The organism is Streptomyces sp. NPDC032091 (assembly GCF_055580265.1).
Genome location: NZ_JBVILR010000002.1, coordinates 558,311 through 581,852, shown reverse-complemented (window position 1 = coordinate 581,852; position 23,542 = coordinate 558,311). Strand labels below are relative to the sequence as shown.

The 23,542-nt window shown below is 69.3% G+C and carries 28 protein-coding genes and 6 pseudogenes; 15 read left to right on the top strand and 19 right to left on the bottom strand.

What is annotated here, in order from left to right:
* Window positions 1–613: 613 nt before the first annotated feature.
* On the bottom strand, window positions 614–868 hold the full coding sequence (locus ACZ5NJ_RS05810; RefSeq protein ID WP_468763123.1) for a hypothetical protein: 255 nt from the start codon (window positions 866–868) through the stop codon (window positions 614–616).
* 378 nt (window positions 869–1,246) lie between these two features.
* Between ACZ5NJ_RS05810 and ACZ5NJ_RS05805 the strand changes: the two genes are divergently transcribed.
* Window positions 1,247–1,711, top strand: a complete 465-nt coding sequence (locus ACZ5NJ_RS05805; protein WP_468763121.1) for a hypothetical protein — start codon at window positions 1,247–1,249, stop codon at window positions 1,709–1,711.
* Window positions 1,712–2,179: 468 nt separating this feature from the next.
* On the opposite strand, the pseudogene ACZ5NJ_RS05800 reads toward ACZ5NJ_RS05805, so the two are convergent.
* Together ACZ5NJ_RS05800 and ACZ5NJ_RS05795 are read right to left on the bottom strand one after the other, a co-directional pair.
* A pseudogene (locus ACZ5NJ_RS05800) lies at window positions 2,180–2,359 on the bottom strand (DUF305 domain-containing protein); the annotation flags it as partial.
* A gap of 810 nt (window positions 2,360–3,169) precedes the next feature.
* A complete protein-coding gene (locus tag ACZ5NJ_RS05795; RefSeq protein WP_468763119.1) occupies window positions 3,170–3,466 on the bottom strand; it encodes a hypothetical protein in 297 nt (98 codons plus the stop codon).
* A gap of 217 nt (window positions 3,467–3,683) precedes the next feature.
* Here ACZ5NJ_RS05795 and ACZ5NJ_RS05790 point away from each other — a divergent pair.
* Window positions 3,684–4,231 (top strand): annotated as a pseudogene (locus ACZ5NJ_RS05790) (helicase associated domain-containing protein); the annotation flags it as partial.
* Between the two features lie 358 nt (window positions 4,232–4,589).
* Window positions 4,590–4,988 carry a VOC family protein gene (locus tag ACZ5NJ_RS05785; RefSeq protein WP_468763116.1) on the top strand — a complete coding sequence of 133 codons (399 nt, stop codon included), beginning with the start codon at window positions 4,590–4,592 and terminating at the stop codon, window positions 4,986–4,988.
* 85 nt (window positions 4,989–5,073) lie between these two features.
* Here ACZ5NJ_RS05785 and ACZ5NJ_RS05780 read toward each other — a convergent pair whose 3' ends face one another.
* The 5 genes and pseudogenes from ACZ5NJ_RS05780 to ACZ5NJ_RS05760 form a co-directional block, all read right to left on the bottom strand.
* Window positions 5,074–5,397, bottom strand: coding sequence for a class I SAM-dependent methyltransferase (locus ACZ5NJ_RS05780; RefSeq protein ID WP_468763114.1), 324 nt, complete (start codon window positions 5,395–5,397; stop codon window positions 5,074–5,076).
* A gap of 49 nt (window positions 5,398–5,446) precedes the next feature.
* A complete protein-coding gene (locus ACZ5NJ_RS05775; protein ID WP_468763112.1) occupies window positions 5,447–6,106 on the bottom strand; it encodes a class I SAM-dependent methyltransferase in 660 nt (219 codons plus the stop codon).
* Window positions 6,107–6,267: 161 nt separating this feature from the next.
* The gene (locus ACZ5NJ_RS05770) at window positions 6,268–6,738 is read right to left on the bottom strand and encodes a glycine-rich domain-containing protein (protein WP_468763110.1); all 471 of its coding nucleotides are present in this window, start codon (window positions 6,736–6,738) and stop codon (window positions 6,268–6,270) included.
* Window positions 6,739–6,827: 89 nt separating this feature from the next.
* Window positions 6,828–7,055: a hypothetical protein gene (locus tag ACZ5NJ_RS05765; RefSeq protein ID WP_468763108.1), complete on the bottom strand. Its 228-nt coding sequence runs from the start codon at window positions 7,053–7,055 to the stop codon at window positions 6,828–6,830.
* A gap of 338 nt (window positions 7,056–7,393) precedes the next feature.
* Window positions 7,394–7,576 (bottom strand): annotated as a pseudogene (locus ACZ5NJ_RS05760) (Scr1 family TA system antitoxin-like transcriptional regulator); the annotation flags it as partial.
* On the opposite strand from ACZ5NJ_RS05760, the gene ACZ5NJ_RS05755 reads away from it, so the two are divergent.
* Complete coding sequence (locus ACZ5NJ_RS05755) at window positions 7,547–8,887, top strand: XRE family transcriptional regulator (protein ID WP_468763106.1); 1,341 nt, start codon at window positions 7,547–7,549, stop codon at window positions 8,885–8,887. The pseudogene ACZ5NJ_RS05760 and the gene ACZ5NJ_RS05755 sit on opposite strands and share 30 nt — an antisense overlap.
* A gap of 232 nt (window positions 8,888–9,119) precedes the next feature.
* Here the strand turns inward: ACZ5NJ_RS05755 and ACZ5NJ_RS05750 are convergent, their stop codons facing one another.
* The 5 genes from ACZ5NJ_RS05750 to ACZ5NJ_RS05730 form a co-directional block, all read right to left on the bottom strand.
* Complete coding sequence (locus ACZ5NJ_RS05750) at window positions 9,120–9,578, bottom strand: hypothetical protein (RefSeq protein WP_468763104.1); 459 nt, start codon at window positions 9,576–9,578, stop codon at window positions 9,120–9,122.
* 205 nt (window positions 9,579–9,783) lie between these two features.
* A complete protein-coding gene (locus ACZ5NJ_RS05745) occupies window positions 9,784–10,494 on the bottom strand; it encodes a DNA cytosine methyltransferase (protein WP_468763102.1) in 711 nt (236 codons plus the stop codon).
* A gap of 217 nt (window positions 10,495–10,711) precedes the next feature.
* Window positions 10,712–10,894 carry a 4-oxalocrotonate tautomerase DmpI gene (gene dmpI, locus ACZ5NJ_RS05740; protein WP_042811709.1) on the bottom strand — a complete coding sequence of 61 codons (183 nt, stop codon included), beginning with the start codon at window positions 10,892–10,894 and terminating at the stop codon, window positions 10,712–10,714.
* A gap of 114 nt (window positions 10,895–11,008) precedes the next feature.
* Complete coding sequence (locus tag ACZ5NJ_RS05735; RefSeq protein ID WP_468763100.1) at window positions 11,009–11,908, bottom strand: LysR family transcriptional regulator; 900 nt, start codon at window positions 11,906–11,908, stop codon at window positions 11,009–11,011.
* A 144-nt stretch (window positions 11,909–12,052) separates the two neighbouring features.
* The gene (locus tag ACZ5NJ_RS05730; RefSeq protein ID WP_468763098.1) at window positions 12,053–12,616 is read right to left on the bottom strand and encodes a hypothetical protein; all 564 of its coding nucleotides are present in this window, start codon (window positions 12,614–12,616) and stop codon (window positions 12,053–12,055) included.
* Between the two features lie 150 nt (window positions 12,617–12,766).
* Between ACZ5NJ_RS05730 and ACZ5NJ_RS05725 the strand changes: the two genes are divergently transcribed.
* Both ACZ5NJ_RS05725 and ACZ5NJ_RS05720 read left to right on the top strand, forming a co-directional pair.
* Window positions 12,767–12,940 (top strand): CsbD family protein, encoded by a 174-nt coding sequence (locus ACZ5NJ_RS05725; RefSeq protein ID WP_468763096.1) that lies wholly within the window; start codon window positions 12,767–12,769, stop codon window positions 12,938–12,940.
* A gap of 269 nt (window positions 12,941–13,209) precedes the next feature.
* A complete protein-coding gene (locus tag ACZ5NJ_RS05720; RefSeq protein WP_468763094.1) occupies window positions 13,210–13,485 on the top strand; it encodes a hypothetical protein in 276 nt (91 codons plus the stop codon).
* On the opposite strand, the gene ACZ5NJ_RS05715 is transcribed toward ACZ5NJ_RS05720, so the two are convergent.
* Window positions 13,486–13,971 (bottom strand): WapI family immunity protein, encoded by a 486-nt coding sequence (locus ACZ5NJ_RS05715; RefSeq protein ID WP_468763092.1) that lies wholly within the window; start codon window positions 13,969–13,971, stop codon window positions 13,486–13,488.
* Between the two features lie 38 nt (window positions 13,972–14,009).
* Here ACZ5NJ_RS05715 and ACZ5NJ_RS05710 point away from each other — a divergent pair.
* The 7 genes and pseudogenes from ACZ5NJ_RS05710 to ACZ5NJ_RS05680 form a co-directional block, all read left to right on the top strand.
* A pseudogene (locus ACZ5NJ_RS05710) lies at window positions 14,010–14,525 on the top strand (Tn3 family transposase); the annotation flags it as partial.
* Complete coding sequence (locus ACZ5NJ_RS05705) at window positions 14,449–15,120, top strand: amidohydrolase family protein (protein ID WP_468763090.1); 672 nt, start codon at window positions 14,449–14,451, stop codon at window positions 15,118–15,120. The pseudogene ACZ5NJ_RS05710 and the gene ACZ5NJ_RS05705, both read left to right, overlap by 77 nt.
* Window positions 15,121–15,189: 69 nt before the next feature.
* A complete protein-coding gene (locus ACZ5NJ_RS05700; RefSeq protein ID WP_468763088.1) occupies window positions 15,190–15,378 on the top strand; it encodes a hypothetical protein in 189 nt (62 codons plus the stop codon).
* A 249-nt stretch (window positions 15,379–15,627) separates the two neighbouring features.
* On the top strand, window positions 15,628–15,801 hold the full coding sequence (locus ACZ5NJ_RS05695; RefSeq protein WP_468763086.1) for a hypothetical protein: 174 nt from the start codon (window positions 15,628–15,630) through the stop codon (window positions 15,799–15,801).
* Between the two features lie 377 nt (window positions 15,802–16,178).
* A complete protein-coding gene (locus ACZ5NJ_RS05690) occupies window positions 16,179–16,613 on the top strand; it encodes a hypothetical protein (RefSeq protein ID WP_468763084.1) in 435 nt (144 codons plus the stop codon).
* Between the two features lie 64 nt (window positions 16,614–16,677).
* Window positions 16,678–17,217 carry a hypothetical protein gene (locus ACZ5NJ_RS05685; RefSeq protein ID WP_468763082.1) on the top strand — a complete coding sequence of 180 codons (540 nt, stop codon included), beginning with the start codon at window positions 16,678–16,680 and terminating at the stop codon, window positions 17,215–17,217.
* A 96-nt stretch (window positions 17,218–17,313) separates the two neighbouring features.
* Window positions 17,314–17,826, top strand: a pseudogene (locus tag ACZ5NJ_RS05680) (helix-turn-helix domain-containing protein); the annotation flags it as partial.
* 1,003 nt (window positions 17,827–18,829) lie between these two features.
* Here the strand turns inward: ACZ5NJ_RS05680 and ACZ5NJ_RS05675 are convergent.
* Both ACZ5NJ_RS05675 and ACZ5NJ_RS05670 read right to left on the bottom strand, forming a co-directional pair.
* A complete protein-coding gene (locus tag ACZ5NJ_RS05675; RefSeq protein ID WP_468763173.1) occupies window positions 18,830–18,979 on the bottom strand; it encodes a hypothetical protein in 150 nt (49 codons plus the stop codon).
* A gap of 690 nt (window positions 18,980–19,669) precedes the next feature.
* Window positions 19,670–20,062, bottom strand: a complete 393-nt coding sequence (locus ACZ5NJ_RS05670) for a hypothetical protein (protein ID WP_468763080.1) — start codon at window positions 20,060–20,062, stop codon at window positions 19,670–19,672.
* 263 nt (window positions 20,063–20,325) lie between these two features.
* On the opposite strand from ACZ5NJ_RS05670, the pseudogene ACZ5NJ_RS05665 reads away from it, so the two are divergent.
* Window positions 20,326–20,557 (top strand): annotated as a pseudogene (locus ACZ5NJ_RS05665) (IS5/IS1182 family transposase); the annotation flags it as partial.
* Window positions 20,558–20,668: 111 nt separating this feature from the next.
* On the opposite strand, the gene ACZ5NJ_RS05660 reads toward ACZ5NJ_RS05665, so the two are convergent.
* Window positions 20,669–20,809, bottom strand: coding sequence for a hypothetical protein (locus tag ACZ5NJ_RS05660; protein ID WP_468763078.1), 141 nt, complete (start codon window positions 20,807–20,809; stop codon window positions 20,669–20,671).
* A 128-nt stretch (window positions 20,810–20,937) separates the two neighbouring features.
* Between ACZ5NJ_RS05660 and ACZ5NJ_RS05655 the strand changes: the two genes are divergently transcribed.
* The gene (locus tag ACZ5NJ_RS05655) at window positions 20,938–21,969 is read left to right on the top strand and encodes a hypothetical protein (protein ID WP_468763076.1); all 1,032 of its coding nucleotides are present in this window, start codon (window positions 20,938–20,940) and stop codon (window positions 21,967–21,969) included.
* Window positions 21,970–22,153: 184 nt separating this feature from the next.
* Here ACZ5NJ_RS05655 and ACZ5NJ_RS05650 read toward each other — a convergent pair whose 3' ends face one another.
* Together ACZ5NJ_RS05650 and ACZ5NJ_RS05645 are read right to left on the bottom strand one after the other, a co-directional pair.
* A complete protein-coding gene (locus tag ACZ5NJ_RS05650) occupies window positions 22,154–22,609 on the bottom strand; it encodes a hypothetical protein (RefSeq protein WP_468763074.1) in 456 nt (151 codons plus the stop codon).
* Between the two features lie 434 nt (window positions 22,610–23,043).
* The gene (locus tag ACZ5NJ_RS05645; RefSeq protein ID WP_468763072.1) at window positions 23,044–23,220 is read right to left on the bottom strand and encodes a hypothetical protein; all 177 of its coding nucleotides are present in this window, start codon (window positions 23,218–23,220) and stop codon (window positions 23,044–23,046) included.
* Between the last annotated feature and the right edge of the window lie 322 nt (window positions 23,221–23,542).

Sequence of the window (23,542 nt, the reverse complement as noted above, 5' to 3'; positions counted from 1 at the left end):
CCCGCGGAGCGGGTACCTGAGCGCTGCGCGCTCAGGAGAGAACCGCCTCGCTGCGCTTGGCGGCGGACCGCTTCGCGGTCCTAGAGCCGGCCCTTCGGGCCGGTGTCCTACGCTTCGCTCCGGACAGTTCGGGGGGTTCCGCTTCGCTCCACCCCGAACGGCCTGCTCCGCCGGCCTGAGTGACCCCGTTTCACGGGGTCCGGGCCTACGGCCCGTTGGGTGGGTCCGCTCCGCTCCCCCACCCTGGGCCCTTTCGGCTCCGACTCCAGGACCAGCCCGTTCCCCGGGCAGCCCGCAGCAGTGGTAGGTAGGGGGTGGCGTAGGCTGATCCACGCCGCGGCGGGGGGCAGGTAGCGCAGAGGTCGACGCGCCCCCCTTCAAGGGGGTCTGACGCCGGTTCGAATCCGGTCCTGTCCACTCCGCCGCCCACTGCCCATGGCGCTTACGAGTAAGACACAAGAGCGTCACTGGCACCCCTGCCGGGCCGGTCTATAGCGTCGCCTAAGGGCTGTCCCGTCCACCACTCCATGCTGGGCACCGCCCAGCTGCAGAATCTCGCCCTGACCCTGTGGCCGAGGGTCAACCCAGCTCGGCCACGTCAAAGCCAGCCGACTTAGGGGGCCTCTGGACCGCATTCCAGCCGGGTTCCGTCGGCGTCCGTCACTGAGTACTCCAGGACAATCTTGGTCGGGTCGCCGTCCTCATAGGGCCACACCGTGATGCCTCCCTCCCAGACGAGAGTAGAGAACCAGACATCGATCCCCTCGGCCTCAGGCGCGACCGTGAAGACTTCCCCGGGCTTCAGATAGAAGTCCTCACCGTACGGTTCGATGAAGAGACAGAGATCGCCCTTGCCCGCGTTCTCCACAGGCAGCCTGCTGCGTCCCACTCGTCCCCCAAGACCGCCACTCCGATGAGCCATTCACAGTACCGCCACACCACCCCCGCCGGACTCAAGCCGCCTGCCCCTCCCTTACGCGGGCGAGGCACCGCGACACCCAGCTGCTTCAAAATTCCATCTGGGATAGGAACTGGCCCGACGGCCTACATGCGGATCACGCCCGTGTCAGGTCCTCCCGCCCCAGCCAAGCACGCCAACCACGCCCTCTACGCCAGCCAGCACGCTGCGGCTCGGGGTGGGCGGAAGGGGCAATTCAGGCTTTGTGGATCACACATTGCACCAGGTCAGGGGCGCCCCTACGATGAGCCGCACCCAACTCCCAGAACCAGCCCGGCGAGGACCCACGTGAACAAGAAGTCTGCTGAGCACTGTATATCCGTTGCCGCTCAGCTCTTCACCCCGGGCGAGCGAGTCGAGCTGGTCGAGGCGGTCCAGATAGGCAAGGTTTCGGCCAAACGCCAGCTGGCCGCCTCGGTGGCCGTCGGCATCGCCTCGGGCGGTACGGCGCTGGTAGCGCTGAAACCCCGCCCCTACTTCCTGGTGCTGACCGATCAGCGGCTGTACCTCATCGACAACAACAATGGCCGAGTGGGCAAGGAAGTCGTCTCCGCCGTCTCCCGGGCGCAGATCTCAGCCGGGCCGCTCCACAAGCACTTCCTCACGCTGTCGATGGAGGTCCAGATGGCAGCCCCCACACCCTGGCGTTTCAGCTGGGGCCGCGTCCAGTCGGACATGGCCCGACGCGTCGCCACAGCTCTCGGTGCTCCCGAGACGGACTCGCAGGCCCCCGCGGGCAGCCGCGCGTTCTGAGGCAGCCCTACGGTCACGCCGGCCCGGATGCGATCTCTCGGTTTCGTGTCAGCGCGCCACCTGCACGAATGCAAGATCACCAGATTCGGGGGGTCCCACTCCCGGTCGCACCTTCGGTCCCCCGCGTAGTGCAACCGTGCAGACAGCCCTCCAGCCCCCTTCCGGTGCAACCCTCCCGAAGGCCGCCGTGGCCTCCAGCCGGGGAGGCTTGCCCAGGTGGACCAGGCGGGTGAAGGCCGGCCCTGCGGCCCATCCGGGGGGAGCACCTCCCCGCCCAGGACGTCGTCACCGCTCTGCCCGGCCGCTGGAACGCCGTCGAAGCCGAAAGCCGGCTGGGGCAGCTAAGCAGTCCTGCGCCGCACCCACTGACTGAGCGAACGCGGCCAGGCGCGGCCTGAGGCGGGTGCCGCGCCCACGGTGCCCGTATGCCGGGTGCTCCCGGGGGCGGGCGCCTGCGGGGCGTGGGGTTCAGCTTTTGCCGAGGAGCTTGTTCATCTGAGTGATCTCGGCGGTCTGCGAGGTGATGATCGCGTCCGCCATGGTCTTGGCGTCGGGCAAGGCGCCGTCGGTCTTCTCCGTCTTGGCCATCGCCACCGCACCCTCGTGGTGCTTGATCATCATCTCCATGAAGGCGGTGTCGAAGGCCTTTCACGGTCACAGGTGTTCCGGCGGGGAAGTTGACGCGGATGGCGTCGATGCCTTTACACGAGACGTCGAACCTCTACGGTCGACCCCGCGACAGGCAAGACCCAACCCCAAGGTCTGCTCGTCTGGAACCTCAAGTCCCTTGAGCAAGCCGACGTGCGCGGCTGCGCTGACGACATCGCGGGCTGCTAGCGCGACAGCATCCCCGGACACGGCCAACGAACGCCTCGCTCCACGCCGTGAGGGCGGACGGACTTCCTCCTCCGCCGAGCTACAGGAGCAGCCCGCTGCGCAGTCCCTCAAGCGCCGTATGTCAATCCACGAAGTTCCGGACCGGTGGATCGTTCTCGCCACCGGCTGGGCGTCATGGTCGACTCCACCGTCGTCCGAACCCACCGCCATTCTGGTGGAGCCGGCAAGGAGGGGGAAGACCTCGGACTTTGAAGTTCCGCGGGTCAGGAGGAGCGTCACCTTGGCAACTTCATCGCTGTCGCACACGATGTCGAAGCGGAAGGGTTTGTCGCCGCTGGTGTCCAGGGTTGCCCGCAGGCCGGAGGCCACGTGCGGCGCGCCCGATTCGACGAGGCGTGTCGGGGTGTCATCGTCCTTCAGGATCGCCTGTGCACTTTGCAGGGCGTTGTCAGGCTCCCATTCCGTTCCTGGCACATACGGAGGCGTTTCATCGCTCGTACACCCAGCGAGAGCAACAGCGAGGGCTGAGGCCACAAGGGGCCGCGGTATCCGCACGATGGCATCCTCGGTCCGGGCCGGGGGCCCACGCCTGCCTCTGCGGGGGCCCCACGGCTGCTGGTTCTAGTGGCTGCGGCGATACAGCTCTGGTCCACATACTTCGCACAGGGGTCGTCCGGCCGGACGGCGCTCTGTGACCGGGCTGCCAGTGCTGCCGCGGGCGGGGGTACGCTGGTACTCCCGGCCGAAGGAGCCGGCCTGGGTGTTGCCGTACATGGTGACCTCGCCGTCCGACCAGCGGACGAACAGGTCGTCCTCCCAGTCGTTCATGCCGTACTCGCCGAGGGCGACGACGCGTGCATGGGTCCAGGTGGAGCTCGACTCGATGACTTGCTCGTTCTGCAGGCGTCCGGTGTTCACGTCGGGGAAGACGCTTACCGTTCCGCTGGCTGCGAAGTGCCGGTTCCGTGGCAGTGCCCGTCAGCCTGAAACGCCACCCCGTGTCAGTACGGCGAGGCCAGGCACCACCTTCCTGTCAGTGGACGCGCCGCCCCTGAACGGTTCACCATCGGCAAACCCCGAACCTGACCCGCTGTCACTGACAGCAGCCACTGCCACGAATCCGGCGCATCGCACCGACCGTGCCGCGGAACGCGCGGCGCAGCTGACCGCGATCGACGAGGACTGGGACTGCCCGTGGCCGCTGGACTGGCAGCGGCACTACCGCGTGCTCGCGGACCTGGTCGGTGCCGACGGGCAGCTGCCCGACATCGCCCCGGGCGTGCTGTGGGACGGCGACGACATCGGACGGTGGCTGCAGCAGCAGAAGCAGCCGGCCACCTGGGCGCGGCTGCTGCCCGAGCAGCAGGAGCGGCTGAACGAGCTGGGCGTGGAGCCCAACCAGGCGCCCGCTCCCGCTCCTGCGGCCAGTCGCGGGGCGAAGGGGCCGAGCAAGGCACAGCAGGCATTCCAGCGCGGCCTGGCGGCGCTCACGCAGTGGGTCGAGCGAGAAGGCGCCCACCGGCCGGTGCCCCGCGCCCACGGTGTGGAGATCACCGTCGAGGCGAGACGGAGCCGGTCGTCGTGAAGCTGGGCGTATGGATCTCCAACACCAAGAGCAGGCGGGACAAACTCACCACCGACCAACACGCCGCACTCGCCAAACTGGGCGTCGACTGGGCGTGACTCAACTCGGCGGAGAGTCCGAGTGCACGACTACACCGGCCGCAATCCCGATCAGCGCGGGCGGCACCCGCAGCGGGAGAACGTCGCTGCCCAAGCTGCAGGACCTGCTGGACGAGTGGATCACCGCCACTTTACCGACCGCGGGGGCTCGTGGACCGGCTCTGAACTGCGACGATTCATGGACTACATGTCCGCGACGGGAGTTGGGACGGCTGCTGTACATCGGCCGGGTGGACTCGTGGATGGCCCGTCGCCGGAAGGCTTCGCCTATGTAGGACGGCTGATGACCTAGACGGTGGCTACGGTCCGCTCAGTACAGCGCCCCAAGCGCGCTCTCCCCATCGAGGAAAGGATCGTTATGGCTGACAACAGCGCTGGCGAGGTTCCCCTGGGCACGATCCGCGGCCCTGCCATGTGGGCGCCGGACGGCCGGAAGCTTGCCGAATTTTATGCTGCGGCTGTGGGAGCCACGGTGGGCAACGCCTACCAGGACGAGGACGGCAGCGAGGTCGCTTTCCCGGTCCTGGTAGGGGAGTCGACATACTTCTTCATCACGGCGAAGTCGTTCAAGGCCCCGGACTGGCCCGGGCAGGAGCTGCCCTTCCACTTGGACCTGACATTCGGAGACGTCAAGGCAGCGGAGAAACGTCTGCTGGAGCTGGGCGCGACCAAGCCGGAGTTTCAACCGGGCGAGGGTCGCTGGACAGTTTTGTTCGATCCGGCGGGCCAGCCTTTTTGCATCACTCAGGCCCGCTGACCAGGTCCTTTGGAGCAGGTGCCTCTCCCGGCAGCGTCCTGCCGAATGTGATCGGCAGGACGCTGAGAATATGGACGGGAAAGGATCAGGTCGTTGACCCGTGGTCGGCAAGGCGGGCTTCGAGGTAGGCGACGCGGCGGTCCTGGAAGCGGAGGTTGGAGCGGGCGGCCTTGAGGCGTTCGTCGACGGTGGGGTTGTCGGTGGTGAGCTGGCCGAACCGCTCCCGGACGGAGTCGATCTGGGTGGTGTAGAGGTTCACGCCGACGGCCGCGGAGCCCGTGGAGGCCACCTGAGCGAGGTTGTCGCCTTTTCCCGCGCCGAGGTCCAGGACGCGGGTTCCGAGGCCGGTGTGAAGGAGTTCGATGCCGGTCCGTGGTCGGAGTGCTGGGTCCAGGAGAAGCGGTGCCACTGCTCCTCGGCCGCTGGGAACAACCCGAACTTCTCCCAGGACGTCTCGCTCATGCTGCGGCCTTGGCGGTGACCAGCAGGGTGCCGAGCGCGGCGTCGGGGCTAGGGATGATGTCGGCCTGGATGTCGGTGAAGCCGTGGCGCTTGAGGAGGTCGGTCCACTGCTCGGGGTTGTGCTGCCAGCGGAGCACGGTCAGTTCGGTTTCGCGGCCCTCCAGCCACTTGCCGCCCATCTTCTGGGCGCCGTACTGGCCCGCGGTGGGTTCGCGGTGGGAGAAGGCGAAGATCCCGCCGGGGGCGAGGCGGGCGGCGATGCGGGGGAACAGTTCGTCGGGGTCGGTGAACCAGACGGCGCCCCACGTGGAGTAGATGGCGTCCCACAGGCGTACGTCGCGGTCGAGGAAGGCGCAGGCTTCGGTGTGGACGAACTCCAGGTTCGGTACGTCCTGCCAGAAGTGGCGGGCGCGGTCGATCTGGACGGGGGAGAAGTCCACTGCGGTCACTTCGACGCCGGTGCGGGCAAGGAAGGCGGCGTTCTCGCCCTCGGCCGGCCCGAGGTCCAGTGCGGTCTTCGGGGTGCCGAGGATCTCGGCGCCGGGGCCGGTAGCCGGCAGGCCGGTCCAGTCGAAACGGTCAGCGGCCGGGCGGTCGCAGGTGGGGCGGTACTTGTCCCAGTACTCGGCTGCGGTGCTGGGGGCGGCGCTGGTCATTGAGGGGACCTCCGGGAAGGGTGCCGTGTCGAGGGGCGCCACGCTATCGGCGCTGTCCTCGGGGCAGGAGCGAAGGATAGAAACTCACACATATGGGCATAAAAGCGCCCGGAGGTGCGCGGGGCACCTCCGAGCGTGAGCGGGCCTACGGCTCTACCGGGTCAGTGGCACTTGGAGCCGGGGTGGCAGGGGCCGCACTTGGCGTAGTCGGCCTCCCACAGCTTCCAGTCCACCTCGAACCCGTTGTCGTGGATGATCTGCGCGGTGCGCTCTACCGAGCCGTCGTATTTGAACGCGATCTCGGGGATATGCTCCAGGAACCGGCCGCCGAAGTGCTCGTGGCAGAACTCCCGGTAGTTGCTGGTGTCGAGGATGAACACGTGCACGGCGATGTCCATGATCCGGCCGCAGCACATCTCCAGCGGCACCGGCTCGTCCCACTTCTCCATCGCCGTGATCAGGTAGGAGACCGCGGCGTGGAACAGCCGGGTCGCCATCACCTCGTCGAAGGGGTAGTCGCGCATCAGCAGAGTGATCTCGCGGTCCCAGACCTCGGGCTTCACGAAGTCGCGGGGGTTGCGGTACTGGCCGGCGCCCGTGCCTTCGACGGGCCTGGTCAGCATCTCGGTCATGTCGTGCTCCTCTCGATCGCGTTCGAGTGGAGCAGGGATGGAGCAGCCCGCCCCGGGGCTGTAGGAAGGCGGAGCGGGAGGTTTGGGGGTCAGCCCCGTTCGAGGCTGGAGGGATCCTTGACGATCCACTCCTTGCCGCCGCCGGGGGGCCGGGCGAAGACCGCGTTGGACATCACCACACGGGTCGCGGGGTCCTCCCACTCGCCGATGAACTGGACGATCCCGTTGCGGCCTTCGATGGGGTCCGTGATCGCGGTCCCCTCGGTGACCCAGCCGGGCACCGCCTGGCGCTGCCGCTCACGACCAGGTCGGGACATCGTCACTCCGTTCGAAGTCAGACCCGCGCATGAACTTCTCCCAGCTGTCTGCCGCGCGAACGCGCAGGGCCCGGCTCGGCACACCGGGGCTCGGATGCTGTAGGGGGAGGGTGCGTCCGCTGGATCCGATGCCGGGGACGGGCTTCCGGCGCGGCAGGGAGGTCATGGCCTTGCTCCTCTCCGACGGGGGGACGGCAGCGGACTGCGGGAGGCTGAGGGCCGGCGGCCCGCTGCTGGGTGGGCGCTTCCCTGAGCCGGTGGAGTGCTCCGGGGTGCGGGGACCAGTCAACGACTGGACGCTCCTGCCCCTCAACGTGATTGCGGCTGATTGCGCAATTTCACCCGAGGGCGTCGATCGCCGCCGTGATGAGGGCGCGGGCTTCGTCGCCGTAGACGGCCATGGACGACAGGGTGGCGAAGGCGCGGGCGTAGTCGGCGAGTTCGCGGGGCTGGTGGACGTTGATCTCGGCGGTGAGCGTCTCGACCACCACGTGCTCGTCGTCGAAGAGGTAGAACGCCTCGCGAGCGGAGGCGGAAGCATGGTGCGCGCCACTTACCCGGGCGCACGTGTCGACCGCGACTGCGTGAAAGCCGACAAACGCGGAAAGTCCGCCCTGAGGGACGTCTCCGTCCTCCATCGATTCGCCGAGGTCCTCGGCATCCCTCCCCAGGATCTCGGCCTCGCGCCGACCCCGGGCGTTCATCCGGAGCCGTCCAGCCAGCCAACCGGGCCGTATCCGAACCTGCCCACACCTACTCTGGGATTCCCAGGTCACGACGAGGGGGAGGATCCGGTGCGCAGCCGAAGGCAACTACTGGCGAACCTCGCGGTCACCGCGGCGGCCGCCATGGGCGCCCCCGTCACCGGGTCCATGCCGGGCAAGACCGAGGAGGCACAACTCGGCGAAGCGCTCGTCGCTGGGCTGCGCGACGCGATGCTGGGACTCGGCCGCGGCTCCTCGGACACGCCACTGGAACTCCTCGCAGCCGAGCTACGCAGGGCCTCTGCCGAGTTCAACGACTGCGCGTACTCCAGCCTCGCTCTCCGCCTTCCGCGCCTGATCTCCGCAGGGCACCAGTCCACCACCGACAGTTTCCGGTTGCTGGCGCAGGCGTACCTCTTGGCGACTCGGATCCTCGTCAAGCTCGACGAAGCGCAACTCGGCTGGATGGCAGCCGACCGCGCGCGGCAGTTCGCCGCCGCCGGCGGTGCACCGGTGGCTGTCGCGGAGGCGGCCCGTCAGCAGGCCGTCCTCGCCCGCAAAGCAGGCTGGCACGATCAGGCCCTCGCCCTCGCCCTGAACGCCGCTGACGACCCCTCGTTGCGTGAGCTCGGGAAGGTCGGGATCGCCCAGAGGGGCCTGCTGATCCAGTGCGCCGCCTACACCGTGGCCCACCAACGCGATCAATCCGGCATGCGTGAGCTGACCAGCGAGGCCGCCACCATCGCCAAAAGCCTGGGCGCCGTCACCCACCTCCGAGACACCAACGGCGGCTTCAGCCAGGCGACCGTACAACTGCACCTGATCTCGGCGGAGACCACCGCCGGGGATCCCTCAGCGGCCATCACCGCTGCTGACGCCCTCGCCCCCCAGGCGCTCCCCACCACAGAGCGACGCGCGCTCTACTTCACCGACCGCGCGAAAGCCTTCGCCCAGTGGGGACGACGAGACGAATGCATCCGAGCCCTCCTCCAGGCCGAGTACTGGGCCCCTCAGGAGACCCACGCCCGTCCCGCAGTGAAGACCCTTGTTTCCGGCCTGCTCGTCTCCGGACGCACCACACCCGAACTTCGAGGCCTCGCCGCCCGCACCGGCGTCCTGCACGGCTGATAGCCGGCCCGCGCTGCTCGTTCGCAACCAGTTGCCACATCACCAACCGCTCAGGGGCGCACCGGGGGACGTCGACGGCGGCCGGGTGGCGCCTGGAATCGGAGGTAGCGATGGGTGCGCGGCCACGGTCTGGTGCACGGACGGGCCGTCGCATAGCGCCCGCGTTCGCGGCACGCCTCTGCCCGGCCGGTGCTGTCGGCTCCGGCCGGGCGGGTGGTGGGGTTCGGTTCGGTTAGTTGGGGACGGCGAGGCTGCCGTCGTGGAGCTCCCAGCCGTCGGCGTCGACGAGTTCGCTGGGGAGGATCCAGTGGTCGCACACGGGGCTGGTGCAGTGGAGGGCTGCGGTGCTCGGCCGGTAGGCGAAGTGCCCGACGTCGCAGCCTCCGCAGCGCGGGTTGATCCATTCAGGGACGACCGGCTGCTCAGCCTCCCGCGCGAGCAGGAACTCGCGGATGGCTCGGATCATCTGGTCGCTGTCTTGGGCCAGGGTGCGGTATGAGGGGGGTGGGTCGTCCGTGCCGGAGTCGAAGACGATCCAGCAGTCGTCGGTGTCCTTGAGGGCGCATGCCTGGGGGCTGTGGTGGTCGCCGACGGGGTAGCGGATGTCGACGTCTCCGTTGGTGCGGCTGGTGCCGGTGACGGTGATCTCCCAGGGGCCGACGGTGAGGGTCAGGAACTCCGCACCGAGCACGGCCTTGAAGCCGTGGTCGGCGAGTGCGGGGAGGAGCTAGCTGTGGAGGGGCTGGCTGGCGGCGGTGTTGCCGGGTGCGGTGTGGTGCTCGGCGGCTGGGTTGAGCGGGTCGGTCACGGTTCTCCTTGCTGGCGGGTGTCGTCGGATGGGGCGGAGTACCGGTCGCCCCACCCGACGGATGCAGTTCTCTGGCGGTGGGTGAGGGTCAGAGGACGGCGGCGACTCGCGCGCCGAGCCACTGGGCGACGTTGCAGCTCACGGCGTTGCCCGCCTGCTGCGTCTGTTCCGTCTTGTTGCCGCGCATGATGTAGTCGCCGGGGAACCGCTGGGCGGCGAGCTGCTCGTGCGGCTGGAGCATCCGGAAGTGGCAGTCCTCGACGCTCAGAGCCTGCTCTACGGTGTCGGCCGGGGTGAGCACTCCGGCGGAGGCACGGGTGACGAGGGTCAGCATCGGCTCGCTGGTGGGCTTGGCGGCGCCCTTGCGGTAGGGGATGACCAGGCCGTGGTGGCGGCCCCGGGCGGCGAGCGTGGCGAGCGGGCGCTCGACGGTGTCGATGCGGCCGTTGCGGCGCATGGTGACGACGTAAGGCATGGTCAGCAGGGTTTCGGAGTCGCGGGTGGTGCGTGTCCGCATCGGCTCGGAGAGGTCGGTGGTGGTGTCGTTCCAGCTGCCTCCGGCCGGGACGAGCATCCCGTGGCGGCGGGGCACGAGCAGGCCTTCGCCGACCTTGCGGGTGCGGGAGGGAAGGGCTGCCTGCTCGGGGAGCATGGCGCGCCCGTCGTGGCCGCGGGCGATCACCCGCACCTGGCCCAGCAGCCCAACGGACTGGTACCTGGCGGTCAGCCGGCGCGCCGACGCCCTCGCAGCGAGGGCGGCCAGCGCGTCGGCGTCTTCGACGGTGGACCAGCCGGACAACTGGTGCTCGCCGGCTGGGTCGTCAGCGAGGACCGGGTGCGGGTCATCGCAGACAGAACCGGTGTGCGGCGCCGTCGGTCCCGGCCAGCGTCGGGGAGGCCACCGTCGGGCCCGTGATACTTCGATCGTGTCGTGGGCCGGCAGCCAGGCGACCACGGTGCGGCCGTTCGAAGTGCGGTTGCAGGGGGGTGATGACCACGAATGGGCCGCGCGGCTGCTACCGGTCGGCGGTGAGCTTGCCTGCGGCGGCCCAGCTGTCGGCGGGGACCTCGTGGATCCAGACCTGGACGGTCTCGGCGGGCAGCTGCAGGGTGTCCACGAAGGCGTCGGTGATCCGCGCGACCAGCTCGCGCTTGAGCTCGATGCTGCGGGGGCCCTGCTGGACGGTGACGATCGGCATGGTCTGCTCCTCAGTGTGGTTGCGTTATCCGGCTCCTGATGTCCGGTCTGCGCTCTGGGAACAGTCCACCGCAGAGCCCGGCGGCGAACCAGATGTGCTTCGCTCTGGCAGCGATCACGATTCGTGATCGTGCGCGGCCCGTCCCCGGCAGGCCGCGACCAGCAGCTTCGGGTGCGGCACGGTGCGGCGCACCCCGAGCCACAGCGGCAGGGTCAGCACCCGGTCCCGCAGCGGCCGGAAGGCGATCCGCGGATGGCTGGTCAGACGGGCGTTGGTCGCGTAGACCACCGTCCACATCGGGGTGCCGTTGCCGATCGCGGCGAGCGTGTCCTGCAGGGTGCTGGACGCCGGGCCGGGGACGGGCTGGAAGCCGGCCCGGTGGCAGGCGGTGAGCACCAGGTCGACCAGCGCCGGATGGTTGCGGCGCTCGGTGAGCCGCAGCGGCAGTTCGGCGAGGTCCGCCAGGTCGAGCGCACAACGCTCCGCGAGCGGATGGCGGGCGGGCAGCGCGATCGTCAACTCGTCGGCCGGCAGCGGCAGGAAGCGCACGTCGTCGGTGCCCGCGGGAATCTCGCCGCGGACGAACGCCGCGTCCAGGCGGCCGTCCGCGAGCCTGGCGAGCCGCTCCTGCACCGGGGCCGAGTGCAGTTCGATGCGGACCTCGGGCGCGTGCCGTTGGTAGGCGTCGAGGATCCGGTCGAGCCGCTCGCCGAGCCCGGTGATGGTACCGAGCCCGAACGCCCGGGCGCCGGGAGCGGCCAGTTCGGCGGCCAGCCCGGCGGCGGCCCGCTCGGCGGCCAGCACCTCCCGGGCGGCCGGCAGGAACCGCTCCCCGGCCGCGGTGAGCCGGACGTAGCGTGGCGAGCGGTCGAACAGCTCCACCTTCAACTCCCGCTCCAGCCGACGCACCTGCTGGCTCACCGCCGGCTGGCCGAGCATCAACCGGTCGGCGGCCCGTCCGAAGTGCAACTCCTCCGCGACCGCGACGAAGCACCGCAACTGGCGCAGCTCCACATGATCCCCCGGTTCCGGTCCCTGTCCTGAACTGCGGCGGCCCGCGAAGGCCCCCGGGCAGCCTACGGCCGGGCCGGGCCGCACCCGCCGCCCGGGGACACCCTCACCACCGGCGCAGGACGACCACGGACGGGGACGGCTCGGTCAGCGGGCCGGGAAGCGGGGCTGCTCGACCAGCCCGGCGAAATGCTCCCGGAAACCGGTCCACCACGCCATCGGCGCCCAGGAGGGCGACGCCCGCCAGCCGCTCTGACTGCTCGGCGCCCGCGCCCCGCAGCAGGAGCGTGCCCGTTCCGAGAGCGGCGACCGGATTGCCGTGCCCGAGCGCCTCTCTGACGAACCCCACGGCGTCGGGGTCCGCGGCCAGGCATCGGTCCTGTCCAGGACCACCACTGCGTCGTGCAGCACCGACGCCGTGGTGGGCAGAGGCAGGTCGACGGCCAACCGCTCGCCGTCGCGGACGGGCAGCTCGCCGCCGTGCGCGGCCAGCGTCTCCACGGCGGCGTTCGCGGGATCCGAGCTGCTCGTGGCGCCGCGCACCTGGGCGCCGTCGGCGCCCTCGGCGGCCAGCACCGCGACCTTGCGGGCCGTGATCCCGGAGCCGCGCAGGTCGGCCAGGCTCAGCCCGGGCGAGCTCTCCGGCCAGCGAGTCCGGCCCGCCCCGCCGCCCTCGTCATCCGCCGACCCGCTCCCCCACCCCCCACTCACCGCAGACGCCGCACCGTCCGACGGCAGGTCCCCGGCCTGCCCGGCTCCAGCCCCACCGACACGGCACAACACCACGGCCCACGTTTACCCGTCGCGGATGCGAGCAGGAGAGCGGTCACGACCGATCCGGTACAACACGAGGAGGTCCCCATGTCGGGCACCGAGAAGACCAAGGCCACTGCCGAGCAGGCCAAGGGCAAGACGAAGGAAGCCCTCGGCCACATGACCGGCAACGAGCGGATGACCGCCGAAGGCCGCACCGAACAGGCCAAGGGCGACGCCCGCCAGGCCAAGGAAAAGACCAAGGACACCTTCCGCCACTGACCGGGAAGACACATCCGGTACACGGTGCGGCGGCCCCCGACCCACTCCCCCAGGTCGGGGGCCGCATCACGCCCCCACCCCAACCCCCGGCGGGCCGGCGACCGGCCCGACCACCACGGATCGACGAAAACTCGGCACGAGCCTCAATCCGCCCAGACAACCGGCCGCGAGCCCTGAACGACCAGGAATTTCTCCGGGACTACAAGGCCGTCCTGGAACCCGGTGCCAGCATCGCCGGCCCCGCCGCCGAGAAGCTGAAGTCCGGCGCTTTGCCCGAGGCGGCCGTCGACTGGCTGAAGACGAACTTCTACAAGACCGACCTCGACCTGACCTGCGCGAAGTTCGTCACCACACCCGCCTATGCATCGCGGCTACGGGCTCGGCGCAAGGGCGAACACGCCCTCGCCACAGACGCCGCCAGCCACGGCTGGGCCCGCGAAGTCGAACGCCGCCACTGCACGGCCAGTCGCATCGAAAAGCTGCTGCCCGACCTCGGCCAGCCACTCGACGACCCGACCGACCCACCGGAGCATGATCACCGCTGATCAGCGGGTCGGGAAGGAAACCAGCGCAAGATCCCATCGGTCAGCAGCGTGAAGCAGCGCAGCCGTATCCAGCCCCACCTCCACGACGTACTGGTAGATGTCCGCCCCGTCATCATTGCCCTGCTGCCATGGGGGAGCCGCCGCCCAGGACAAGTGAACGCGAATCACCGCCCCGCTGCCGCTCCGATCGGCGAGGCTCAGGGCCAGCACCGGCTCGATGAAGCACGTGGCCGGATCCAAGCAGCCTTCGGCATCAGGTCCGGTCTCAGCCACGGTCCCCGCAGCCACCGCGCGCAACCAAGCGGACACCTCACGGGCTTCACCGGTCAGCAGACACGGATCGGCAAAGAACCAGCTGCCCTCGGGAGTCGTCACCGTTCCACCGACAATCAGCCAGTTGTCGCCATACGAGTCACCTCGGACCTCGGGGAACTGATACCGCAGCAGGCGGAGCTCGACACTGCTCGCGTGATCACTCAAAAGCACAGCCACAGGATGTCACGGGCCCTCGCGGCTCCAGGGGCTCCCTGGTGACCGGTCAGGTGCGCGCCTACGACCTGCTGCGGGTGGTCGATCCGGTGGACGACACCTACCGGCGGCAGATGAATCGTCAGCTCACCGTGCAGGAGTCGCGGCACAAGCTCGCCCGGGATATCTGCCACGGCAAGCGCGGGCAGATCATGCAGGCGTACAGGTCTGGGCAGGAGGACCAGCTCGGCGCACTCGGCTTGGTCCTCAACGCCGCGGTGCTGTGGACCACCCGCTACCTGGACGCCGCCGTCGAACAGCTGCGTGCCCTGCCCGCCGAACAGGGCGAGCACCCGGTACTGGACGAGGACGTCGCCCGGCTGTGCCCGCTCAAGCACGCCAACCTGACCGTGCTCGGCCGCTACAGCTTCACCGCCAGCGTCCCTGCCGCCGGCGCTCTGCGCCCGCTGCGCGGCCCGGACGCGTCGGTGCTGGATGAGGAGCCCCATCGCCAAGAACCTGCACGAGGTCGGCGAGCAGCGGCTGGCCCAAATGGACGACCAGGGCATTGACGTCGCCGTGCTCTCCCTGTCCTGCCCGGGTGTGCAGGATCTGCCGGAGGCCGACGCGGTCGCGGTGGCCCACGAGGCCAACGACCAGCTTGCCGAGATCGTCGCCTCCCGCCCCGACTGCTTCCAGGCGTTCGCCGCCATTCCCACCCAGTCGCCGGCCGCGGCCGCGGCCGAACTGGAGCGCGCCGTGTGCGAGCTGGGCTTTCCCGGCGCCATGCTGTACGGGCGTACGGGGGACAAGCTGGCCGACCACCCGGACAACGACGAGTTGTACGCCATGGCCGAGCGGCTGGCCGTGCCGCTGCACTTCCACCCGCAGACACCGGTCCAGCCCGTCATCGACGCCTACTACTCCAACCTCCCCGAGCCCATGGGACCCGTTCTGGCCGGAGCCGGGCTCGGCTGGTACTACGACCTCGGTGTCCAGTACCCGCGCATGATCTTCTCAGGGGTCTTCGACCGTTTCCCCGGCCTGCAGGTGATCGCCGGGCACTGGGGCGAGGTCGCGCTGTACCACCTCGACCACACCGGCTTCTTCGGCGAAGCAGGCCGCCTGCGCCAGCCCCTGGCGGGCTACTTCAAGCAGAACTTCTGAGTCGCCGGCAGCGGCACCAACAGCCCCCGCTCCCTGCGCTGGACCGCTGAAGTGATGGGAACCGATCGGATGCTGTACTCCACCGACTACCCCTTCACCTACGGCTTCCGCCCCGGCGGTTTCCCCTACGTCGACACCAGCAACGGTGAAGCCCGCTCCTTCCTGGAGCACTCGCCCTTCACCAGCGAGCAGAAGGCCGACATCGGCCGCCGCAACTGGGAACGCCTCACCGCCCGCGCCAAGCGCCCGGCCGCCTGAAACCCCCAGGGTCGGCCGGAACGCCATCGAGCGCTCCAGCCAGCCCTCACAGCCCCACGGACCTCGGCGCACGCCGGATCTGGTGGCGAACGCGGTCTCGCCATCCCCCCGCCCCGCGCTCAGGCGCCGGGACAGTGGACCCCTGCCTGTGGGCAAACGATCGTTTGACGACAGGTGGCAAGAGCCATCTCGGCCTCAGCCGAATCCGGAAGCGGTTGCTCCTCGAACGAGTGGGGCACAACTCGACCCATGGAGGACTGGGAGGTCGAAAGAGCAGTCGAGCGCGGGATACGGCGCGCGAACGGTGAGCACGTCGACGACGACGGCTGCCTCCCAAGCGGCTGCGGCTGCTTCTTCGGCCTCTTGCTCCTTGCATTCTTCGCATTTCTGGTCATCCAGTCCGGGGCTCCGTGGGACTGGTGAGTACCAAGGAGGCCGCTGAGACGGCACGACGCAACCTGGTGCGCTGACTGGGCGCCGGTCACGCCCAGGCCGTACTGGATGCCCGGCGGGGGCGACCAGGAGTCACGCGGGGCGACAGAAGTAGGCACTCAGGCCACGCGGGCGGGGCCGCGTTCCTCCTCGATCTCGTTGGCCATGCTCAGCAGGATGCCGAAGGAGAAGCCAGAGCGACCCCGGGCGGCCAGTCCTTCCTCTCGCCGTCTCGTCCAGGACCAGCAGCATCTCGTGCCGGTACCGTCCCGGCCGGTTCAGAACGCTTCTCGTCATGCGCCACGGCATACCGTCCGCCGGGTCACGCAGGAACGCACGACTCGTAGTGCCGCCGGAGGTTCACCCCGTTGATCGCCGACATCGAGATAGCCGCCCTCCCCGGGCCGACGGTCGAGGTCGGCGTACAGTTCGACGGCGGGGCCGACCGTGGCGATGCCGCCTCGCTCTCCGGTCAACCCCGGGCGCGGCCCCGCGCCTTCTTGCCCCCTTTGCGGTCGGCTTGCGATGGCTTGCCGCTCAGCGGGATGGCACAGCATCCCCGGCTCCGCGGTGCCAGACTCGCCACGACCCAGCTGCCGCCGGCTCCCGCCGCCGTCACGGTCGAGCGCAAGGTTCCGAACGACGGCGTCGTGATGGTGGCACGCCAGCGCCTGCGCGTCGGCCGGACCCACGCGGGCCGGATCATCACCGTCCATGTCGAGGACACCCACTTCCGCGTCACCTACGAAGGCGCCGAGATCTCGCTCCACGCCCGCCAGGACCAGCATCCCGTGACCCGATGAAAGGCCAAGATCCACGCGCCGAAACTCTGAGCGCATCGAGACTGCGTGCTCTACGTTGATCGACATGAGCGCCTCGGGCCGGGCCTACCGCTATGTCGGGCCGCCCCATGTGATCGATGCTCTCCAGTCTGCGGACGGTGGTGCCACGATCCGCACGGCCGCCGACTTTGCGGACTGGGTGGCAGCCCGGACTGTTGAGGAACTGGACGAGCCCTTCACCTTCGTCATCGCCACGGACGGTGACCTGCGGCTGGCCCCACGCCGCAGCGAACACCTCGCCTGCGCGAGCGGCGATCGGGTACTGGGCGCTGGCGAGGTCAGCTTCTACACCGAAGCCGGACGCTGGGCAGTGAACGAGGTCAGCAACCAGTCGACCGGCTACTGTCCGGACGTTGCCTCATGGCCGGCTGTCGCACACGCGCTGGATCAAGCCGACCTCGACCACCCGGACGCCTTCACACACGCAGTGGTCTTCCGCCGGTGTCCCACCTGCCAAGAGCACAACATCGTGCGGGAAAACCACTTCGTCTGCGTCTTCTGCGAGGCTGACCTTCCCAGGCACTGGAACGTCGATCCGAACGCGGAACACCCAGACAGGACCTGATCCCGCCCATCACAGCACTGCCATCAGCTCAGCGAACCGGCTTCGAAACGCGCTTGCCAGGTCTGTCCAGTAAGTCTTGAGCCTGTCAGGGGTCTAATAAGCCGGAAATATCAACTAAGTCTTGAGATTTCACACCTTCGCTGCTTCAGCACGTTGGTAACACAGCTGCGGCGTGAAGGAGCTGACGCGGTCCGCAGAGGCCGGCCGCGGAGTCTGCCGCTGGAGGGCCGGGTGCCGCTGGTCACGGCGTACTGGCGCACGAACTTGACGTTACGGCAGCTCGCACCGCTGTTCGGTGTCTCGAAGACCGCGGCCAACCGCATCGTCAGCCACCCATCACCAGGTGGTCATCGAAGCCGACACCGGGCGCGTCGTCGTGGTTGGCCAGCCATTGCCCGGCAACCGCGACGACTGCAAGGCATGGGAACTGTCCGGAGCCAAGGACGCCGTCGGCCGCACCACCGTGATCCCGACGGCGGCTAGCGGGGCCCCGGCTTGGTCATCCTGCACGGCCGCGAGCGCGGGCAGGGCGAACTGGCAGCCTGGATGGAAAAGCACAACACTTCCCACCGCCAGGTTCGCGCCCGTGTCGAAGACGCCTTCACCCGCCGGCTCTGCAGGCCTGAGTGACTTTGTCATATGGAGCTTGGGCCTGCAGCCCGTTGGGCGGTCCGGTCCGCTTCCCCGCCCGGGCCCTTCCGGCTTCGCCTCCAGGACCAGCCCGCCGCGCGGGCCGCAAGCAGGACGGATGTGGTTCCGTCGAAGGGCCTTCATCCGGTTCCAGGGGTGTGGCCCCTCGTGCGGGCCGTCCGAGTCACGCCTCCGGCTGGTCAGTCCTCGAAGAGCTCTCCCAGAGGCATCGCACTGCCCAACTTGGCCGCCAGGCATGAACCATGGACGTAGAACTGTTGGACTTCCACCCGGTCCGGCTTCGTCGCGGTCAGCTTGACGAACTGAGGGTCTGATTCCTGCAGCCCCTCAGAACATATGGCACACATATAGGAGGACAGGACGGTCCTTTCATGATCCAGGGTGCTCGGCCGCCTGACCGGGGCCGCCTTGTTCATCTCAGCCAAACGGGCGATCTCCCCTCAGCCTGGAGTGCCACCAGCCGCCCCTCCTGCGGGGATCTCGATATGCGAAAGGGTCGGGCAGAGTCCTTCGCCACAGCTCATCATCCAGGCGGGTGACAATGCCCCCCAATTCCTTACGCGCTGGTACCGGGAGGAGAAGCAAGACCCGTTCAAGCAGGTCCCTCGCCTCGGCAACATCCTCAAGCCCGTCAGAAGGACACGGACACACCGCGTACGAAATCTCCAGGTACCGGCCTGGCTGGGCCAAAAACCGCCGATACCAACGCAGAGCCACCTCAACACACCCTGGCCATACGCCTTCGACGTCGGGCCGCCTCTCAAGCCTGTCAACCACAGCAGACGTGCATGGTGACAAGCGGTCAATCCTGTAGGGACGGCCCAAAGCGCAAAGCCGCTGGTGAGGGGCACGCAACGCGCCCGGCCGCCTACGCGGCATAGCCCTTTCGGGCAGTGATCGTCATACCTCGCATGCTCACACGAACAACACCGCAACCACCAACCCATTGCTCGAACTGTCTTCAGCCGGATCGCCGCCTGCTCCGACAGAGTCTGGTCCACCTCGATGGTGGAGAGCTGCCGGGGGCCGAGCGGCGCGTGAGGAGGCTGGCGTTCCAGCCTGTACCGGTGCCGATCTCCAGCAAGCGGTGGCCGGGTCTCACGTCCAGCATGTCGAGCATGCGGAAGACGATGGACGGTGCGGAGGCCCCCCTCCTGCGACACCGTCGGCCAGGTCCAGCCAGGGGCCATCGAGGCGGAACGTACGACGGTCGGCGCCGACCACGGCCGGTGAGGCCGACGGCATGCCCACGGGTACCTCGATCTTGTCGCGGGCGAGCAGCCAGGCCACGATCGCCGGGCGGTCGAACTGCGGGGGTGCACGTCCGTGCCGCCGGACGGGGCGAGGAAGTCGTCTTGCCAGCGGCGCCAGTTCACCACCGCGGCCCGGCCCACCCGAGCCATCCGTGCTACCACGGCCAGCAGCACCCTGTCCCGGCCCGGGACAACCGGGCCCAGGGCGGCGAGCAGGGAGCGGCGGCCCGCGCGGGTGGCGCGCAACGCTCGCCAGTCGACCCAGGGGCGGACGACGGGTAGCAGGGCGACGTCCCAAGCAAGGCGCACCACGGCGTCGAAGTCGACGCGGCGGGCGCCGAGGCGCTGGGCGGCCTGGTCCGGGCCGAGGGGGACATGCCGGTCGAGAAGGGTCGGCAGGTCTCGGCGGCGGCTGAGGGCGACCACCTGATCCGGGTTGACCTCGGGGAACGCGGCGTCCCCGGCGAGGTGGCCGACCGCCGCCGCAGTCACCCGCTGTCGGCACCGCATCGGCAGGAACTCCTCACGTGGCGTGCGCAGAGTGGCTGTCAGTGTGATGCGCAGGGCCATGACAGCGGGGACGCAGAGCCGGCGGTGTGGGCAGCGGGCTCGGGGCCGTCGCGGCCGAAGAGGTGCGCCGGTTGGTACGCCATCGGCTCCGTATGTTCGAACAGGGCAGGGTCGCTCTGGCTCGCCTCGATGAGGACCCCACGCCGGCCGAGGCCGAGGAGGGGGTGCGGGTGCAGGTGGAGGCTGCGCTCACGAGCGACCCGGAGTTCGCGCTGCGGGTCCAGCAGGATGCTCAGCGGGATGTCATCAGGGCGGGTGGACGTCAATTCCATCAGCATTGGTGGTGGGGTCAAGGGGAGCACGATCACGATCGGCCCCGTGACCCTCAAGAAGACCCCCGGAGTGGTGGCTGCGTTGACGGTGCTCGCCATGGCCCTGGTACTACTGCTCGCCTTGGGGGCTGCGGGATTGTGCAACTGCTGGATCCGGACGGCAGCCCCGCGACGTCGCCCGGATCAGGTGTGGCTGGGGACGGCCTCGCCGGGGACACTGCCCCGGGAAGCGGTGAGTCCGGGCAGAAGCTGTAGGGGGAGGTGACTCGGCCACCGGATCGACCCGCAGGCAGGCACGCCGCCTGGACCGGTGAGCGGTCCGGGGGCGGCCGCCTTCTGTGGCGCGAGGCCAGGCGTTTCCTCGGATGTGGGCGGCCGACGGCACCTGGGAGAAGGTCTTCACCGCCCTCCTCGCTCAAGCCGACGCCGAAGGCGACCTCAACTGAGTCGTCACGGTCGATTCCACGATCGTGCGTGCCCATCAGCACGCCGCCGGGGCCCGTCAAAAGGGGCTCCGGTCGGCGAGCCGGCCGACCATGCCTCGGACGATCCCGCGGCGGCCTGACCACGAAGATCCACCTCGCCGCCGATGGCAGGGTCGTTGAGGGCCACGTCAACCGAACCGAGATGCTCAAGCGCCAGATGTTCGGCCGCGCAGGCTTCGAACTCCTCCGCAAACGGGTCCTGCTGTACTCGTGAAATTGCTCAGGGCGCATCGTCGAGCCCGAAGCCCTCCGGGAACGCTTCCAGGAACTCGCGGCGAGCCGGTTTGCTCTCGACATCTGCCATTTCCCCGACCAGCTCGATCAACTCCTGTCGCTGATCACTCGGCAGAGTGTTGAGCACGTGGGCAACTCCCTCCATGACGTTGACCGCGTGTCCGGCATCGCACAGGGGACCCGGAGCCGTAACCTCTCGGGCCGGCCTCCAGCCGGCTGAGAGCCGCATCGGCCGCGGCCTTAAGGTTCGGGATCATGACGAGGACCACGCCACCGCGCCCGCTCGACGTCGAGGGGCTCTTCCCCGGGATCGCCGCCCACCGCGGCACGACGACCCGGCTGCACCCGAGGCTGGGCAGCCCTGACGCGTCGGTGAGCTCCGTGGGCGGGCCGATGCTCTGGCCGGCGGACGAGCCGTGGCCGGTGTGCACTGATCCGCACCCCCACGGCGGCGGCCGACGCCCTGCGGACATCCACCGGGAGCGGCGGCTCTGGGCCGCCGCGTGGTCCCGGGACCCGGGCTCCGGCCTCACGGACGAGGAGCGGCGGCTCTTGAAGGAGCTCAAGCGCAGGCACCGCGCGGCGGGGGAGAGCGGGGAGTCGGATCCGCTGCCGATGATCGGTCTGGCCCAGCTGTACCGCCGGGACGTGCCCGACCTGCTCGCGGGGCCGGAGGGCAGCGATCTGCTCCAGGTGTTCTGGTGCCCCTTCGACGCGCACGGCGAGAACCGGACGGGCATGCTGCTGGACGTGCGCTGGCGCAGGTCGTGGGAGGTCGTCGAGGTGATGGCGCAACCCCCCGTGCCGGAGGTCGTGGGCTTCGAGGGATACGTACCCGAGCCGTGTGTGCTGCACCCCGAGCAAGTGGTCACGTACCCCTTCGCCGGGCTGCTGCCCGAAGAACTGCGCGCCCGGATCGAAGCCAGGGAAGAGGCCCTCGAAGAGGAGGCCGAGGAATCCGGCGTGGAGGAATGGGACTGGCCGACCTACCAGTTCGACCTGTCCATCCCGCCCGGCTGGCGCGCCGGGGGCTACGCGTCCTGGAACCTGACCGACGCCGCCGTCCTGGAGTGCCCGGCCTGCGCGGCCCCGATGGAACTGCTGCTGACCATCGACAGCTCGGAGTGGGACGGCGGAAGTGGCAGCTGGATGCCGCTGGAGGAACGGGATCCGGCCGTCAGCGGAGCCGGCGCGCACTCCGGGGTCGAGGTGGGCCGGTCGGGCAAGCTGAACGTCTTCGCCTGCAGCGCCGACCCGGCACATCCGCACCTCACGAGCATCCAGTAGCTGCCGTACGGACCACCGCAGGAGGACGCACGGGCGCCGGCCCCGGAACGGGCGGCGGGATGGCGGGGTACCCGACCTCCCGGGCAGTCGGCACCTGGCCGACCACGTCGTCGCCCGTTCCGAGTCGGTCCTGGCACAGACCCTGGGGATCGGTCGCGGAGGGTGCCGGTGGCGTTCGATGTGCTCAGTGCGCGATCGGCCGGTACTTCAGAGCCTCATCGACGATCTGCTCGGGAGACGGGTCCTGAAGGATGTCCGAGGGGTGGAAGAGCAGGTCACTCACCCGGGGATGCGATACGTTCGCCTCCAGGAGGCGCAGGTAGTAGTCGCTCTCCGCAGAGGCAGCCAGGAGTCTGCGAACGATCTCCGCGAGCTCGTCCCGGGTGACGTCCGCGACCACGGGGTGAGCCGGCCGGGCCGCCTCCCTCGCGAACTCCTCCAGGCTCCTGCTTCCGTCGTACTCGGCGAAGTCGAGAGCCGCGTAATCGTGACCGGTCATCGCGTTGAACGCCTGGATCGCCTCCCCCGCCGCCTCTGGGCGGGCGGTCAGCAGCTCAGCGATCCGCTCAACCTCAGCGCACAGCTCATTCAGTCGCTGCTGGCTCACGGGCGGGGGCAGCAACTCCGGTCTCAGATCCACAGCGGCATTATGTCCGCCGGTGCCGACACGCCCCCGGCCGACCTCCCAAGGCGCCCTCATTTTCTGAGCCTTCGATGCTGCCAGAGCTCCAATCCAGGGTCAGCCCTGCTGTCACGGCGTCGATCCAGGCGGGGAGTGTCGAGCCGAGGCGCAAGCGCGGCCACGTCTTCGCCTCCTGGACCGAGTCGGGCACCGCATCCACCGCCCTGTGACGTCGAACGGTCCAACGGCTACTCCGGCCGCGCGCCGGTCATCGGCCACCTCAAGCCCGCCCCCCTCGCGCCGGTACCGTTGGTCCTCGCGGTCACCGCCCTGACGCCGGCCCGGTCTGGGTCTTCAGCCGCCGTGGGCCAGGTGCGGCGAGGGCGTTCGCACCGGCGTGCTCGTCGGCGGGTGCTCGGGGGTTCGGGATGCCGGTGCGCGCGTTCACCGGCTCAGCGGCGTCGGCCGCGGGTGGTCCAGGCGCCGCCGACGCCGGCCACGTGGAGGGCGAGCAGCATCAGGCCGAGGATCATGAAATTGCCGGACGAGAACACGTGGTTCGTCGAGATCTCCGCCGCGTTGATCAGGAAGCTGATGAAGAACAGGACCGCGGCCGCGATACCAAGCATGACTGCTCCTTCCACAAGGTTGGGATGCGTCTGCCCGCACATCCCGGCCTCATGCGGCCGCCCGGACCAATGACCCCGTGGATGGACGGGGTTGACTCCGTGGGGGAAGGACGTTGATGCCTGGGTGGACGCCGTCGCCGAGACGCATGCCGCACTTTGTCTGGGTGACGATCTACTCCCCCGCAGGCCCCGCGCCCCGCCGAGCACCTCTCCGAAGACGGCTTCGGCCTTGCCACGCGGTGGATGTCTGCCTGGACGAAAACCGTGAGGGTCGGGATGGGTCGCATAGGGGACGCTCCAGTACGCCTCGCTGCAGGAAGCC